At 39.3% G+C, this 14,445-nt stretch carries 13 protein-coding genes; 11 read left to right on the plus strand and 2 right to left on the minus strand.

Going from position 1 to position 14,445, the window contains the following annotated elements:
• Window positions 1-4: 4 nt before the first annotated feature.
• Both QZU45_RS00575 and QZU45_RS00580 read right to left on the minus strand, forming a co-directional pair.
• On the minus strand, window positions 5-1,336 hold the full coding sequence (locus QZU45_RS00575) for an NCS2 family permease (protein WP_295350318.1): 1,332 nt from the start codon (window positions 1,334-1,336) through the stop codon (window positions 5-7).
• 277 nt (window positions 1,337-1,613) lie between these two features.
• Entirely contained in the window at window positions 1,614-2,594 is a 981-nt protein-coding gene (locus tag QZU45_RS00580) for a tripartite tricarboxylate transporter substrate binding protein (RefSeq protein ID WP_295350321.1), read from the minus strand.
• Window positions 2,595-2,899: 305 nt separating this feature from the next.
• Here QZU45_RS00580 and QZU45_RS00585 point away from each other — a divergent pair, with 305 nt between their 5' ends.
• The 11 genes from QZU45_RS00585 to QZU45_RS00635 all read left to right on the plus strand — a co-directional run bounded on the left by QZU45_RS00585 (window position 2,900) and on the right by QZU45_RS00635 (window position 13,928).
• Window positions 2,900-4,333, plus strand: a complete 1,434-nt coding sequence (locus tag QZU45_RS00585; RefSeq protein ID WP_295350324.1) for an FAD-dependent oxidoreductase — start codon at window positions 2,900-2,902, stop codon at window positions 4,331-4,333.
• The gene (gene rdgB / locus QZU45_RS00590) at window positions 4,334-4,930 is read left to right on the plus strand and encodes an RdgB/HAM1 family non-canonical purine NTP pyrophosphatase (RefSeq protein WP_074838871.1); all 597 of its coding nucleotides are present in this window, start codon (window positions 4,334-4,336) and stop codon (window positions 4,928-4,930) included.
• A complete protein-coding gene (hemW, locus tag QZU45_RS00595) occupies window positions 4,930-6,060 on the plus strand; it encodes a radical SAM family heme chaperone HemW (protein ID WP_295350328.1) in 1,131 nt (376 codons plus the stop codon). Before rdgB ends, hemW begins: the two co-directional genes overlap by 1 nt.
• A gap of 294 nt (window positions 6,061-6,354) precedes the next feature.
• On the plus strand, window positions 6,355-8,871 hold the full coding sequence (gene rnr, locus QZU45_RS00600; RefSeq protein ID WP_295350331.1) for a ribonuclease R: 2,517 nt from the start codon (window positions 6,355-6,357) through the stop codon (window positions 8,869-8,871).
• 8 nt (window positions 8,872-8,879) lie between these two features.
• Window positions 8,880-9,653 carry a 23S rRNA (guanosine(2251)-2'-O)-methyltransferase RlmB gene (gene rlmB / locus QZU45_RS00605; RefSeq protein WP_295350334.1) on the plus strand — a complete coding sequence of 258 codons (774 nt, stop codon included), beginning with the start codon at window positions 8,880-8,882 and terminating at the stop codon, window positions 9,651-9,653.
• A gap of 191 nt (window positions 9,654-9,844) precedes the next feature.
• Window positions 9,845-10,249, plus strand: coding sequence for a 30S ribosomal protein S6 (rpsF, locus tag QZU45_RS00610; protein ID WP_031490959.1), 405 nt, complete (start codon window positions 9,845-9,847; stop codon window positions 10,247-10,249).
• 11 nt (window positions 10,250-10,260) lie between these two features.
• The gene (rpsR, locus tag QZU45_RS00615; RefSeq protein WP_021890783.1) at window positions 10,261-10,491 is read left to right on the plus strand and encodes a 30S ribosomal protein S18; all 231 of its coding nucleotides are present in this window, start codon (window positions 10,261-10,263) and stop codon (window positions 10,489-10,491) included.
• 12 nt (window positions 10,492-10,503) lie between these two features.
• The gene (rplI, locus tag QZU45_RS00620; protein ID WP_074838881.1) at window positions 10,504-10,956 is read left to right on the plus strand and encodes a 50S ribosomal protein L9; all 453 of its coding nucleotides are present in this window, start codon (window positions 10,504-10,506) and stop codon (window positions 10,954-10,956) included.
• A 62-nt stretch (window positions 10,957-11,018) separates the two neighbouring features.
• Window positions 11,019-11,834 (plus strand): DNA adenine methylase, encoded by an 816-nt coding sequence (locus QZU45_RS00625; protein WP_295350338.1) that lies wholly within the window; start codon window positions 11,019-11,021, stop codon window positions 11,832-11,834.
• A gap of 261 nt (window positions 11,835-12,095) precedes the next feature.
• The gene (locus tag QZU45_RS00630; protein ID WP_295350340.1) at window positions 12,096-12,848 is read left to right on the plus strand and encodes a DeoR/GlpR family DNA-binding transcription regulator; all 753 of its coding nucleotides are present in this window, start codon (window positions 12,096-12,098) and stop codon (window positions 12,846-12,848) included.
• A gap of 207 nt (window positions 12,849-13,055) precedes the next feature.
• Window positions 13,056-13,928, plus strand: a complete 873-nt coding sequence (locus tag QZU45_RS00635) for a DNA adenine methylase (RefSeq protein ID WP_295350343.1) — start codon at window positions 13,056-13,058, stop codon at window positions 13,926-13,928.
• Window positions 13,929-14,445: the final 517 nt, after the last annotated feature.

Here is a 14,445-nt window from a genome sequence, read left to right on the forward strand (position 1 = left end):
TGTTTTACACGCCGTGCATGTAGAAACTTACAATAAACATAATTGAAATCAGCCACATTACAGGAGAGATTTCCTTTACGTGACCTGTGAAGGTTTTAATCAGACAGTAGCTGATAAATCCAAAGCCGAAACCATTACCGATTGAGTAGCTCAGTGGCATCATAGCAATGGTTAGGAAGGCTGGAATTGACTCGGTGATATCAGAGAAATTAATATCTTTGATATTTCTCATCATCATACTGCCTACAATAATAATAGCAGGAGCAGTTGCAAAAGCAGGAATGAGTCCTGCAAGAGGTGCAAACACAAAGGCAAGGAAGAAGCCTAAACCTACTACAACAGCAGTTAAACCTGTTCTTCCTCCTTCTTTGATACCTGTGGTTGACTCAACATATGAGGTTACAGTACAGGTTCCAAGAACAGCTGAAGCCATGGTTCCTACAGAGTCTGTTAAAAGAGCCTTTTCCATTCCTTCAACATTTCCTTTTTTGTCCATAAGACCTGCATCCTTGGTAACGCCAATCAGAGTACAGATGTTGTCGAACAGTTCTACAACAGTAAATGTAAAGATAACAGTAACCAGACCGTAGTTGATTGCGCCCATAACATCCATCTGCATGAAGGTATCTGCAAAACTTGGAATATTGAAACTAAATACATCACTTACAGATGTTGGGGCAGGTGTTAGACCAAAAATCATGCCTAAAACAGTTACTGCCAGAATACCGTAGATTAAAGCACCTTTTACCTTATAGGCCAGCAGTACAGAAATAAGCAGCATTCCAATGATTGACAGGAAAACCTTACCATCACCGATGTGACCTAAGGTAACCATGGTTGCATCTGATTTAACCACGATTCCAGCGCTGCTGAATCCAATGATTGCCAAGAACATACCAATACCGACAACCACGGCAGCTTTGATGCTGTCTGGTACAGCCTTAATGATTAGAATACGTAGCTTGGTAATAGTAAGGATCAGGAAGACTACACCTGATACAAACACAGCACCTAAAGCGGTCTGCCATGATAACCCCATGGTTCCGCATACGTAGAATGCGAAGAAGGCATTAATACCCATTCCTGGTGCAACGCCGATTGGCAGGTTAGAAAATAAGCCCATAGCAATAGAGCACAGACCTGCAGACCAGAGTGTAGCCGCAATAGCTGCTTCACGAGGAATGCCTGATGCCTCAAGAATAGATGGGTTTACGAAAATAATGTAGGCCATAGCAACGAATGTAGTTAGACCTGCAAGTAGTTCTGTAGAAACAGATGAGCCTTTCTGTTCAATTTTGAATAGACGGTTCAAAAATTGTGATGTAGACGAAAGCATAATATCCTCAGTTTTTTATGCAATATTCTCTTTTTAGAGAATCGACAAACCGAGTCATTTTAACACAAATATTGCAATAACTCTGACTAATAATAAGGTTGTGTATCTGTGCTTATCTTTGCCGCCGGAAGACCCTATTCAGCCATGGGGAGCAGGTCAACTTGTCTTTTTTACACTGTTGATGTGAATAGATTGTACGAATTTGTATGATTGAAAATAAAACACCTCCAAGTTTCTGGAGGTGTCATATTTGGAATTTTAAGATAAGGATCATGTTCTAATCCTGTTTTGGCTCATCCTTATAGATGGTATCTTCAACATTTCTACAGAAATAATCCAACTGAGTAATTGCAGCCTCAAAGTTCAAATTATCCTGATAGTCAAGAGTCATGTGTTTTTTAAAGTGTTCTCTTACTACTACAGGATCACTCATGATTTTCTTGAAGATCTCTGTATAGTATTTGATGACTTCATTTGATACTCCGTGAGGAGCCACAATTCCTCTTATTGTTCCATACCACTTGTTGTAATATCCTGCCTCGTCTAAAGTTGGAACGTCTGGCAGCGCGGAAATTCTGTTATTGCCGAATACACCGACAACTCTTAGTTTTGGTGAACTTGATAAAACCAGATCTGCAACCTCTGCAAATGTGACACAGATGAAATCAACTTCCTTTGTTAAGAGTTTGGCAAGCTGATTAACGGTTCCGTCACAGTGAACTGCAGTATATTTAAAACCAGCAGAGTGAGCAAAAAGCTGGGCTCCTGTATGATAGGAGGCCTTGTAGCCATTAGTTGCAGCCTTGATTTTTCCTGGATGTTTTTTTGCATCCTCAACCAAATCCTCGAGCATCATGTAATTGCCGTCGGCATTAACCACAATAATTGCTGTTTCTGTATTCTGTCCGCAGATAGGAACAACATCTGATACCTTGTAGTATGCACCCGGCAGATAAGACATGGCCGCAAATGTAGGAAGATTTACATAACCTAGGGTGTGTCCGTCCGGATTTGCTTTTACAATTTCCTTAACACCTGCTATGCCATCCTCTCCCGTGACATTCTTTATAGTGATTTTTTGCTTGATGTATTTTTCTGCAACTGACCTGATTGCCTGAGCGCTCATGTCAGTTCCTCCTCCGGCCTTGTAAGGGACAATAATGGTGATATCCTCTGTTGGCTTCCAGTCTGCAGCAACAGAGGAAAAAGAAATAAAGGCGGAAAACATACCGACAATCAACGCAGAAAATATTTTCATTTCAAAACCCTGTGTAATAATCCTTTATTACCTAAAGTACTCCTACATATACTGAATATAAGTTAAAAAGACAAAGTCGCAATTTTTTGAAATAAAATTCACGAGGGGAATTTCAATTTTTTTGGGGCACCTAAAAAAAATAAAAAAATAGTGTTATTTTCAGAAAATCCTATTTGGAAATAATCTTAATTCTGAAAAAAGTGTACAGTCTGGTGTTGGTGCTTTATTACTTACGGAGTATGGAATTATCAGTGGCTGATTGCTAAAATCTACTCATTAGCAATGTGGTATGAAAGGGAAAAGTCATGGAAACTCGAAAAATTGAGTGTCATACTTTGATTGTCGGTGCCGGCTCTGCTGGTATTGAAGCATTTAAAAGCGCTGTGGATAGTGGAGCTGACTGTATTATCGTGGATTCCGGTCCGGTTGGGACGACTGCTCAGCGTTCAGGGGAACTTCCTACCAGTCTTTTAATGTCTGCAGCTCAGTCTCTAAAAGCCATAAAAAATCTCGAACAAAGCGGCATCACTTTTCCTATTCCTGTCAATCCAGATACTTCAAATGTTTTATCCTCCCTAAGAGCAGTGAGAGCACGAGCCACCTCTGACGTTCTTTCTTTTATGTACAGAATTCCTGAGAATAAAAGATTGAGAGGCACTTTGAAATTTACGGACCATCATCATGCTGTTGTGGATGATTCTGTTGAAATTCATTTTGAGACTGCTGTAATTGCAACCGGCTCCTCTCCACTTGTGACATTTGAACAGTCAAGACTTAAGAATATTCTTACCTCAAATGAATTCTTTGAGCTCGAAACTCTCCCCAAGTCAGTTGCTGTATTCGGAAGCTCCAAGGTGGGACTGCAGTTAGGTCAGTCTTTATCATATCTTGGCGTTGATACAGTGGTGTTCGGTCAGAAAAAGCTCTGGCAGTTTACTGATGAGTCTGTGTTACTGGTTGCTCATCAGTTACTTTCTTCAAGATTCAAGCTCTATGTGGACACTTATGTTACCTCTATGGAGGATGACGGTGAAAAAGGTTATACCATCTACTATGTGGATGGTAAAGGCTATGAGAATTATCTGCACATGGAAAGTATTGTTGCAGCAACCGCCAGAATTCCAAATGTCGGAGGCATGAATCTGCAGAAAATCGGAGTTAAACTGCAGCCTAACGGTTTTATTAGAATAAATAAAGACACACTGCAGACCTCTGTTCCTAATATTTTTGCCGCAGGAGATGTCTGCCGAGATACTTTCCTCTCCTCTGTTGCGTTTTCTGATGGTAAGTATGCAGGCAGAAATGCCGCCAACTATCCTGTTCTATCAAACAAACCTTCGCAGGTAAAAGTAAATCTTGTATACACAGATCCGGTGCTGGCCATAGTTGGCAATTCTCTTGAGGAAATGAGAAAATACGCGAAAATGACTGGAGATACTTTCGTTACAACAGAAGTCAGATTATCTCAGGGACATTATAGAGGCTTAAGAGAAGATGGTGGAATTCTTAATCTTTATACATCAGTATCTTCTCACCGAATCCTTGGAGCTGAAATCTGTGCCTATAGAGGCGATAAGATAGCTAACTTTTTAGCATTGGCCATGGAAAATAATTACACTGTTGAAAGATTATCGGAATATAATTTTGCAAATTTATCTGCAGAGTCTGCAATTGGAATTGCGGCCCAGAATACTGTAGATAAGCTTAAGAAAAGTAACAAATTTAGAGTTCGTCAATAAATGAAAAATAAGATTGTTCTAGCTTCCGCCAATGAGGGAAAGGCAAGAGAATTCCGCGCAATTTTAGAACCATTAGGTTTTGAGATTGTGCTTCAGTCAGAACTGGGCGTTGTATCCCCTGAAGAAACTGGCAGAAGCTTTATTGAAAATGCTATTTTAAAGGCCAGATATGCTGCAGAGAAAACAGGAATGTGGGCGCTTGCTGATGATTCTGGTTTAGCTGTTGATGCCCTGAACGGTGCCCCTGGCATTTATTCTGCCCGTTTTTCAGGTGGAGATGACAAAAGCAATAATGCCAAGCTGTTAGAGCTTATGAAGAATGTTCCAGAAAATAAGAGAACCGCAAGATATTACTGTGCTCTATGCCTTGTTAAGCACAAGGATGATCCTGTTCCTCTGACCGTGCTTGCCTCATGGGAAGGATCAATCGGCTATAAAGAAATAGGTTCTGGCGGATTTGGCTATGATCCTCTGTTTATGGTAACCGGCAGACACTGTTCTGCAGCACAGCTCCCTCCTCAGATTAAGAATCTGATTTCTCACAGAGGAAGAGCTCTCTCCGCCTTAACTTACAAGCTCGAGCACAACTACATCTAATGGCTTCAGAACTACCTGTCGGTTTATACGTTCATTATCCATGGTGTGTTAGGAAGTGTCCTTACTGTGACTTTAATTCCTATCCTATAAGAGATAGAGACTGTACTGAGAATAAATATTTAGAGGCGCTGCTTTCAGATTTTTCATCGTTTGAAGAATTTCTTGAAGGCCGTTCCTTGCTGTCCGTCTATTTTGGTGGAGGAACTCCTTCTCTGTTTTCTCCTTTTGAAATGGAGAAGGTTTTCAAAAGAATTTCTCCTTATCTTACAGAGAAAACAGAAATCTCAATGGAGGCTAATCCTGGTACAGTTGATCTTGACCTTCTGAAAAGCTACCGCGATATAGGAATTAATCGTATCAGTATCGGTGTTCAGAGTTTTAATGATGTTTCTTTAAAACTCCTCGGGAGAATTCACAGTTCTGAAGATGCAGTCGTCTGCTGTGAAAATGTTATCAGAGCTGGTTTTGATAATTTCAACATCGATATTATGCACGGGTTACCAAAACAGAATGCTTCAATGGCTCTTGATGATATAAGAATGGCAGTTGACCTTGGATGCAATCATCTCTCCTGGTACGAACTTACTATTGAAGAGGATACTGCCTTTGGAAATAATCCACCTGTACTTCCATCTGAAGATACTCTGTCGGAGATAGAGGAGCGAGGCTTTGATCTTTTAGCTTCTCTAGGTTTTAACCGTTATGAAGTCTCCGGTTATACAAAAGACAGAAGATGTCTTCATAATCAGAACTACTGGTATTTTGGTGATTATATAGGTATTGGGGCAGGTGCTCATTCTAAGCTTAAAATAGGCAATGACACCTTCAGAAATGCTAATCCTCAGATCCCTTCAGAATATATCTCAAAGGTTTTGAACAGTCAGCTTAAACTTTCAAAAGTAAATCCTGAAGATCTACCTTTTGAATTCATGCTGAATCGCCTGCGCATCTTTGATGATGTTAGATACAGCGAGTTTGAGAATACTACAGGTCTTTCCTTTGAAAAAGTCAGAGATAAACTTGAGAATTCTCAGTCTCTTGGTCTTATTATCATGGATAAGGAATCCTACAGACTTACAGAAAAGGGAAGGTGGATGCTTAACGATATTCTGGAAATGTTTCTGGATTAGGTGTAAACTGCATTCACATTCCACTCTAGAAAATATTTTTTTGTCAAAAATGAGCAGTAGAACACTTAACTGTTGTAAAACGTACTGTTCTTCCACATAGCTCTTTCAATTAAGATGCTATAATTTTAGTTAGAAAAAAATAATCATTTCAATAATATTGCGGTTTAATAACAACATCACATCTGCCTTTGCGGAAGCTTGGCAGCTTTACAGACGGATTTTTGATAAGAACGATCCCCTTTACTCAGACTTTTAATCCCCGCAAAAGAGTAAAGATATTCAAAGAGAAAACATATGAATACAAACGATAAAAAAAGAATTAGTGCACTTTTGGCATTAAAGAATGCTCCAAAGGGAAAAATCGAGTCTGATTTCAGAGTGGCTCTATATGTGGTGGCAGCCTTATATCATCTGGATTTTTCTAACAAATCCAATCTAGGAGTCTGTACCTATCTTCTTGGAGAGGTCGGTTTTAAGGGCGATATTTCACGTTATTCAGACAAAGATTATTTTGATTGTCTAAAGGATCTTTCTGATAAAGGGAGTCTGATTCCATTAGGTCAGGGTAGTTCCTATACAACACCTAATGATCTGCTGATTTTTAAATCAAAGGTCTATTGCGTTGAAGACCCCGCCATGTCTATAGAGATGGGGGAGAAATTCTTCAATTACTATGTGAGTGATGAATCAGGCAAAGAATACCGATTGAATTCAGATTTTGTGCTACTGCCTAATGACGAGGTTGAGGCTGTGGTTTCAAAAACAGGTGATGTTGCCTATATCAGAAGTATCACCAAGGTAAGACAGTGCGTATTAGGAAGAGTTATTCCTCTGTCTGGTAAAAAGGTTGGCTTTTCACCTGATGAACCAAATTTAAAGCAGCTCAAGTTCTTCTTTAAATCAAAAGATGATCTTGGAGAGGCAACCTCTGGTGATGTGGTTATTGCTCAGGTTGTTAAAAGGGATATATCTGGCTTTGAAATTAAGACCAGAGAAGTTGTGAAGGATATCGGCAATCTTAACAACATTATTGTTATGGCTGTTCTTAGAAATGATATTCCTAACGTCTGGCCTCAGAACCTGTTAAAGTCCCTATCCAGAATTCCTGATTCTGTTAGTGAAAAGGAAACAAAAGGCAGAGTTGATTTAAGAGAGCTTCCTTTGGTTACTATTGACGGTGAGGATGCTAGAGACTTTGATGATGCTGTTTACTGCAGAAAAGAAGGAAAAGGCTGGAGACTGTGGGTAAGTATCGCGGATGTTTCAACCTATGTAAAACCAAATACTCTTTTGGATAAGGAAGCTGTAAACCGTTGTAACAGCTGCTATTTCCCAAATTTTGTAATACCTATGCTACCAGAAAAACTGTCAAACGGAATCTGTTCTTTAAATCCTAATGTTGACAGATTATGTATGACAGCAGAAATGGAAATTTCTCATCAGGGCAAGATAACCTCCTACAAATTCTACCCTGCTGTGATGAGATCTCATGCTCGTCTCACCTATACCGAGGCCTGGCAGATGATGGAAAAGGGCACTGTTCAGTTTGAAGAGCACGAGAGTGTGGTTGAGGATGTTAAAGAGTTACACAATCTGTACCTTGCTTTTAAAAAGGATCGTATCAATCGTGGCGGTGTATCCGTTGAATCTGAGGAACTGCATTTTGTATTCAATGAGAATATGGAAATTGAGGGAATCAAACCTTTAGAGAGAAATGATGCTCACAAGGTTATTGAGGAATGCATGATTGCCGCAAATGTGGCTGCTGCCTGTTTTGTTGCCTCTAATAATGCTCAGACTTTGTACCGAGTTCATGCAAAACCTACAGAGAAGAAATTAGGTCTTCTGGTTACTCAGCTGGCAAGATTCGGACTGTCTCTTCCTGGAGGAAAGGAGCCTACTTCAAAGGACTATATGAAACTTGCTGATTCTGTTGCTCATCGTGTTGATGCAAAGGTCATCAATGAGCTGATTCTAAGAAGTATGTCCAAGGCAGAGTATACTCCTGAGAACATCGGCCACTTTGGTCTGGCTCTGGAGAAATATGCTCATTTCACCTCTCCTATACGTCGTTATGCTGATCTTCAGCTTCACCGTGTAATCAAGTATCTTCTCGAAAAAGAGGAAAAGCGCTCCTGGGGAAAGATTGGATCAAGATCTTATACCAGGGCAGAACTTGTTGCACTTGGTGTAAAGTGTACTGACAGAGAAATAGCCGCTGACATGGCAGAGCATGAGGTTGATGCTGCACTGGCATGTATTTATATGGAAAAGTTTATAGGAGAAACCGTAGAGGGTACTGTAACTGCAGTGACCAGCTTCGGTGTCTTTGTCAGAATCGATGATTTCGGTATTGACGGTATGATTTATATAGGAAACTTTAATTCCTATATGGTCTTTGATGAGAGAACCCAGACTCTGACTTCAAACAGAGGCGAATCATACGCTATTGGCAAGAAGGTTAAGGTTGTAGTTGCAGATATCAATCACGAGGAGCATAAGATTAACCTGATGCCCGCCAATATGAGCAAGGCTCAGATTAACGCTCTGAAAAAAGAAAGAGATGCAATAGTTGCAAATAGACAGAAAATTGTTCAAAATGCACCAAAAAATGATAAAGAAACAATTTTCATGAATCTTTCAGACATATCAAAAGGAAAGGATCCTTCTGATCAGGACATTGTTTTGAGAAACAAAAAGCAGGCTTTTTCACTTGGAAAGGAATATATAAGTGATCCATATGATTCAGCCATTGACATGAAAAAGATCAAGTTCTCAAAGAAATCGAATAAAAAATCTAAAAAAGGTTAAATAAAAATATGTACGTAAATAAGAAAAAGGCAAATACCAGAGAAATCATTTACGGTATCAATGCCGCTACTACAGCAATTCAGTCAAATCCTGACAAGATTACCGCTGCCTGGGTTGTAAAAGGCAGAGAGGATGACAAGCGCATTCGTCAGATTGAGCAGATGCTTTCTCAGATTGGTATCAAGGCACAGGTTGCAATGCGTCATTCCTTAGATGAGAAGACCGATAATGGAGTGCACCAGGGTATTGTTCTTGAGGTTATCGCAACTCCTCCAAAGGATGAGCGTTTCCTTGAAAACCTGTTAAAGGAGCTTGAAGGACAGAGACAGCTGTATCTGATCCTTGATGGTGTAACGGATCCTAGAAATCTTGGTGCGGCTATGCGTTCTGCCTGGGCAGCCGGTGCTTCTGCGGTTATTGTTCCAAAGGACAAGTCAGCTTCACTGACCCCTGTTGCAAGAAAGACAGCAGACGGTGCTGCAGAGCATGTTCCTTTTGTTGCTGTAACCAATCTTGCAAGAACTATCGAGCTGCTTCAGGAATTCAATGTTGAAGTTGTAGGTATGGCTGGTGAGGCTACAGATACCATTTATGATTACGACTTCCAGAAAGCTACTGCTCTTGTAATGGGCTCAGAGGAAAGTGGTATGCGACATCTGACTCGAGAGAAATGCGATACCATTGTTAAGATTCCAATGGCCAAAGGGGTTGAATCATTAAATGTTTCAGTGGCTGCCGGAATTGCAATGTTCGAGGTCGTACGTCAGCTTTCTGTAAAATAAATTTGTCAACTTTTTTTGCTATCGTATCAGATAGATACGGTAGCACATCTTCAAATACCTCGTTTTTTCTTGATAATCCTCTCAAAAAGCGTATAATAATCGCACTCAGTCATGTGGATAACATATTCACATTGGTCTCCTTGTCTGATAATTGACTGATTTATCAGATTTTTACCGTAAGGGGCATTTTAATGCGTAACTACGAAATTGTATTCCTGGTTCACCCAGATCAGACCGATCAGGTTCCAGGTATGATCGAGCGCTACAAGGGCGAGATCGAGAAATCAGGTGGTAAGGTTCACCGTTTAGAGAACTGGGGCCGTCGTCAGCTGGCTTACCCAATCCAGAAAGTACACAAGGCAACTTATGTTCTTATGAACGTTGAAGCTGATCAGGAAGTTATCGATTCAATCGAGAACACCTTCCGTTTCAATGATGCTATTATCCGTAATTTAATCATTCGTACCAATGAGCCAATTACTGAGCAGTCTCCAATGATGAAGGCTCGTGATGACCGTCGCGTACGTGATGAAGAAATTTCTTCACAGAAGATTGAAGATGATGCAGATGCTGAAGCTTCAGTAGATGCAGAATAAGGGGATTAATCATGGCTCATTACTATCACCGTCGTAAGTTCTGCCGTTTCACTGCAGAAGGCGTTACCGAGATTGATTACAAGGATGTTGCTTTATTAAAGAACTATGTTACCGAGTCAGGTAAGATTGTTCCAAGCCGCATCACAGGTACAAGTGCTAAGTATCAGCGTCAGCTGGCTACTGCTATCAAGCGTGCTCGTTTCTTAGCTCTATTACCATACACTGACCTACAAAGCCGCTAATTAGGAGCTAAAATGGAAGTTATTCTATTAGACAAAATTGGCCGTCTAGGCGGTCTAGGTGACAAGGTTAAGGTTAAGAATGGTTATGCTCGTAACTACCTGTTACCTTTAAAGAAGGCTGTTTTAGCAACTAAAGAGAACCTAGCTAAGTTCGAAGCTGAGCGTGCTCAGTTTGAGGCTAAGATTGCTGCTGAATTAAAAGCTGCTCAGGAACGTGCTGAGAAGTTAAACCAGATCGGCAAGTTCGAAATCGCTGCTCAGGCTGGCGACGAGGGCAAGCTGTTCGGTTCAGTTGGTACTCGTGATATTGCTGAAGCTGCATCAAAAGCTGGTGTAGAGTTACACAAGTCAGAAGTTCGTCTTCCAGACGGTGTTCTACGTTCAGTTGGTGATTACCAGATTGAAATTCAGCTACACGCTGACGTTAAGACCGAAATTACTGTTTCTATCGTTCCAGAGAAATAATAGTTTTTCGATCTACTATAAAAACGGAGACTTGTTCTCCGTTTTTTAATGCATATGAAGTAATGATTCAACCTGTTTTAAAATGGGTGGGTGGAAAAAGACAGATTTTAAATTCCATTGCACCTCTTGTTCCTAATTCCTTCTCAAGCTACTGTGAACCTTTCTTTGGTGGCGGAGCTGTCTGTTTTCATTTAAAGCCTAATTCTGCAATCATTAACGATATAAATACCGAACTTATTGAATTCTATAAAGTTGTTAGAGATTATCCTGAAGAGTTAATCTCTGAATTACAGTCCTACGTTAATGATGAAGAGTTCTACTATTCAATAAGAGCTTTGGACAGATCTTCTTCTTTCAAGGACTTATCTCCCGTAAAGAAAGCCGCAAGAACCTATTATTTAAATCGAATGGGGTATAACGGTCTATACAGAGTAAACAGTAAAGGCCTTTATAATGTGCCTTATGGAAAATATAAAAGACCATTTTCTCCATATGCTGATTCCATAAGAGAACTAAGTTATTATTTTAAAACTAATAATATTGTTTTTCTGAATGGACATTATTCAAAGATTCTCAATTATCTTGATTCAAAATCGTTTGTTTACTTAGATCCTCCATATGATCGGGTATCCACAACTTCTTTCATAAGCTATTCAAGTGATAGTTTCTCTCGCTTAGAGCAGATTGGACTGAAAAATTTCTGTGACAAGCTTACTGCAAAGGGAATCAGATTTATGCAGTCCAATTCAGCAACTGACTTTATCAAAGATCTTTACAAAGACTACAAAGTAACTATTGTCGGCGCTAAAAGAAGTGTCAATTCTGATGGGAAGAATCGAGGCTCTGTCGATGAGGTTATTGTCAGAAATTACAAGTAGAAATTTGTTAACATATTTTTTTTCATAGAATAAGCTCCGTTAATCTCTGATTTGGAAGCCTGTTATCCTAGAATCCAATTCTACAAGCTCAGGTCTAATGAACATCAAATATTGGCTATCTGTACCTGCAGAGGCTCCTTTATTTGTGATTCTACTAGTGATTATTCTCACGCAAGTTAAAACCATATGGTCAAATATGATAAAATTATGATTGTATTAAATCAGTTTTTGATATCCTAATATTGCGTAAAGGTGTTTTATATGACCCAGGATAGACAGCAGCGTATTATTGAATACCTTAAGAATCATAATATTGCAACCGTAGATGATTTAGTAAAGGTTACCGGAGCTTCTGCTGCAACAATTCGACGAGATTTAATCAAATTAAATAAAGATGGAACTGTATATAGAGTTCATGGTTCTGTCACTCTGAATACTTCTATTCGCCAGCTTACAACCAGTGAAAAGCTTGGTCTTCATCATGAAGCTAAATTAAGAATTGCGGCTGAAGCAGTTAAACTGGTAAACAGCGGTAACAGCCTGATATTAGATGCTGGTACCACAACAATTGAGCTTGCTAGAAATCTTTCTTCAATCCCTGTAAAGGTGATTACTTCTGACTTGAATATAGGTCTACTGCTATCAGGTAATCAGAATGTGTCTGTTGTTATTACTGGAGGCGAGCTTGATTCAAGCAGTCAGTCATGTATAGGAGAAATTGCACGTAACCTTCTGCGTAAGATCCATCCTGATTATGCCTTTATCAGTTGCAATGCTTGGGATCTGAAATATGGTATTACCGCGCCTACCTCCGAGAAGGCTAATTTCAAAAGAGAGCTGATCAATACCGGAGCTTGCATTGTACTGCTTGCTGACAGCAGTAAATACGGAAAGAGTCAGCTTTTTACCGCATCTGATATCAGAGATATAGACGTGATAATTACAGATAAGAATCTGCCTGAAGATGTTGCAGAGCAGATTAGAACTCTTGGTATTAAGCTTATTCTCGTTTAATTATATTCATCTTATTTGCTTAAGTTATTGACAGTCTCCAAACAGTTATTGGTTGGCTGTGGCACTGATAAAGAGAGAAGTTTATAAAACATAGCCACCACGATAATAATAACTGTGGTAACAATTTTCCGAGTTATTATTTATCTTTCAATAAAAACTCCTACATTATTTTGTAAAATAAGCAGAGTATAAGGAGTTATTTCTAATATGCATAGCCCAAACAATTTCCCAAATCTCAAACCCTTTGTTAAGTGGGTTGGAGGAAAAACTACCAGTATTCCCAGTCTTCTAGAGTATATACCTGAGCACATCTCAACTTACGTTGAGCCTTTCGTGGGGTCAGGTGCTGTATTAATGGCTCTGAATTTTGATAAGGCTATTATCAATGATTCCAATTCAGAACTAATCAATGCCTACAATGTCATTAAATCAAATCTTGGTGAACTGGAAGTTTACCTGTCTACTCTAATCTATGACAGAAAGCTTTATGATGAAATCAGATCCTGGGATAGAGAGCCTGATTTTGATAAAAGATCTGCTGTGGAGAGGGCTGCCAGATTCATTTTTCTTATGAAAACCTGCTATAACGGGCTGTATCGCGTTTCAAAGAAAAACTTCTTTAATACCCCATTTGGCAATTACAAGAATCCAACCATATGTGATACTCAGACACTTGAGGCCTGTTCGTCATTCTTTAATCATAAAGATATCAGAATGCTGTGTCAGGACTATCAGTCATTACTTGATGTAATTCCTGAGGATTCCTTTGTTTATCTAGATCCTCCTTATTTTCCTGTTTCAAAGACAGCCAATTTCACTCAGTATCAGTCCGGTAATTTTAAACAGGATGAACATCAGAGATTGTATGAGTTCTGTATGGAACTCCACAGAAGGGGAATTAAATTCCTGCAGTCTAACTCAGATGTACCTCATATAAGAGAACTATACAGGGATTTTAACATCAATACTGTTGCAGTTAGCCGAAGAATCAATTCAAATACTTCGAAGAGAAATGCTGTAAACGAACTTATCATTACCAACTATGATAAGGAATCACTGGAACTATTAAAGATAGGGTAGGGTAATTTTATTATATTCAAATCAGGGCTTTCCACAGATTCACGGATGAACCAATAAAAATATAAAACTACTATAAATCAAAGGGAAAGAAATGGTAAAATAGACGCGCGGTCTAACCGTGTAGGTGGCTCTAGCCTGTTAGAGTCACTGCAATGGCTCTAACAGTTGCTATTGCCTTAGATTAACTAATCTAGGAGATTCTATGAAAATCCTAATTGTTATCGTGGTTGTAGCTTTGTTACTGTTCTTTAGCACTGCAGTGTACTAGCTAGACCACTAAGAGGGGCGGGAAGAAAACTCCGACCTTCGTCTTTATTATAGATCAAAAAATATCTGATTAGTATTTTATTCAGTTATAGAATTTATCTATTTCTTAAACAGTTAATCAGAATTAGTCATTATAAATTATGTTGGCTCGAAAACCACGGTTTTAACCGTGTGGATGAGAGCCCGTTAATATATTAAAAGTAAAATTGCAAAATAAAAAGTTGCCAACTTTGTCAGTTGCAATAATAGC

Source organism: uncultured Succinivibrio sp. (genome assembly GCF_902756765.1).
Classification (GTDB): domain Bacteria; phylum Pseudomonadota; class Gammaproteobacteria; order Enterobacterales; family Succinivibrionaceae; genus Succinivibrio.